4 protein-coding genes are annotated in these 1,841 nt (G+C 60.5%); 2 read left to right on the top strand and 2 right to left on the bottom strand.

Annotated elements, in window-relative coordinates; translation table 11 throughout:
- The coding region (locus COA17_RS18555) for a transposase domain-containing protein (RefSeq protein WP_141397025.1) at nt 1-224 on the top strand (224 nt) is incomplete at its 5' end.
- Between the two features lie 41 nt (nt 225-265).
- The gene (locus COA17_RS18550; protein WP_245857949.1) at nt 266-610 is read left to right on the top strand and encodes an RNA polymerase sigma factor; all 345 of its coding nucleotides are present in this window, start codon (nt 266-268) and stop codon (nt 608-610) included.
- A 143-nt stretch (nt 611-753) separates the two neighbouring features.
- Here the strand turns inward: COA17_RS18550 and COA17_RS18545 are convergent, their stop codons facing one another.
- Nucleotides 754-1,527 (bottom strand): site-specific integrase, encoded by a 774-nt coding sequence (locus COA17_RS18545; protein ID WP_096614350.1) that lies wholly within the window; start codon nt 1,525-1,527, stop codon nt 754-756.
- 108 nt (nt 1,528-1,635) lie between these two features.
- A partial coding sequence (locus COA17_RS18540; protein WP_176484963.1) for a transposase occupies nt 1,636-1,841 on the bottom strand: 206 nt, incomplete at its 5' end.

Here is a 1,841-nt window from a genome sequence, read left to right as displayed (position 1 = left end):
GAAGGCGCAACTGGCTGTTCGCGGGTTCGCGCGCAGGCGGCGAGCGAGCCGCCGCCATCTACACCGTCATCCAGACCTGCAAGGCCAACGGCGTCGACCCGCAGGCCTATATCGCCGATGTCATCGCCAGGGTCGCCGGCGACTGGCCCGCCACCCGCTGGGACGAGCTGATGCCGTGGAACTGGGTGCCCCAGACAGATCAGCCAACAGCCCAAGCCGCATAAACTGCGGTCCTCACGCCACGCTTACAAACCAAGAGTGGGTCGTGACGTTGGGCGATGTTCGCCGCCTGTGGCCGCGCCTGACACCCGAGCAGCAGCGGTGCATCCAGTGTGTCGGGATCGAGGGTTTGAGCTACGAAGAGACAGCAACGATCGAACAGGTTCCTGTCGGTACGATCAAGAGCCGCGTGGTGAGAGGGCGGCAGATGCTGCGCGCACTCCTGGATCACGCGAGCAGCGGCAGGCTTTACAATTCGGACTCACACTTGGAGGCGACTAATACAACCTGTCAGGCCGCGCCAGCGATCGACGACGTGCATGAGAAACAGATTAAGCTGCTGCGAAGCTGGCGGACGAAGCGTGCGGCCGATCGCTGTTACGTCGGCTGAAGCAATCTAATTGCTGGAGGCCGGTCTGGTTCGGTCACATCCGACTACCGTGCAACTAAGACTCCACGTAATCTTAGCCATCGTCTCCGGCTGGTGAGTAAACCAACGCTCGGCGCAGCTTTCAAGCGAATGTGTTGCGGAGGTCAGTTCGGCCTGATCACGCCCACGATCCGTTCCAGCTCATCGTTCCAACTTTCCAGCGCTTGACGTTTCTCCCGCTGGTAATCGTAGCGTTGGTAGACGCCGGCAATACCTGATCGGGAGCCACTGATGTGGTTCAGCACGGCTTCGGTCACGGGCATCGGTACTCCGAGGCGCTGCATGCCTGTTGCGACTGTGCGTCGCAGATCATGCAGGATGAAGTGACTCACCGCGTCTACCTTCATGATCTTGGCCATCTCCCGCAGCAGGCGCGGATGCCCTTTGCTGAAGCCGTTGACCGAAGCGTGGGGGTTACCTGCGACGGGAAAGAGCTTGCGCGACCCATCTATCACCGGAAGCTCGTCGATCAACGCTCTGGCAGCATTGGTGAGCGGCACGATGTGCGCTTTACCATTCTTCACTCGAGCCGCGGGAATGACCCAGGTATCGCCATCGAACTCGGAACGGGATGCGTCGAACACCTCACCGCGACGTTGGCCGGTCAAGAGGAGCAGCTTGAAGCCGGGGCCGAACGGCCAGCCCATTGCGTCGCATGCCTGCCAGAAGATGCGAATTTCAGCATCTGAGAGGAAGCGATCGCGAGCTTTAGGAAGGGGAGGGCGGCCTGCATCTCGACAGGGGTTGGCTGGTAGCTTTTCCAGCTTCGGCATCGCCCAGGTGAAGAACGAACTCAGCTGTTGATGCACGCCCAGTCCCGCTCTTGGGGTCGGGTGGATCGGGTCACGATAGGTGATGTCCTCTACGAGCGCGGTCACTTCAGACCGGGTGATAGTGTCGGCAAGCCGATCGCCAAACCGCGGGAGGATGAACTTTTTCCCTATGGGGACTGTCAGGAATTTTGTGCGGGAGGCCGGTTACCGTCATTAGATGACGAAGCGCTCACCGAAGATTACGGCGAACTGACTTTTGGCCTCACCCCATTCGCGCGGTGGGCGCTTCCATTCGTCCGCCGCGTGATTGAGCACGAGATATAACAGCTTCATCGCGGCATCGTCACCGGGGAAATGGCCGCGGGTACGGACGGCACGGCGAACCTTCGAATTCAGGGCCTCGATGGCGTTCGTAGTGT

Source organism: Sphingomonas ginsenosidimutans, assembly GCF_002374835.1.
Taxonomy (GTDB): domain Bacteria; phylum Pseudomonadota; class Alphaproteobacteria; order Sphingomonadales; family Sphingomonadaceae; genus Sphingomonas; species Sphingomonas ginsenosidimutans.
Note: the sequence above shows the minus strand (reverse complement) of the source record. Positions and strands in the feature narration are given on the sequence as shown.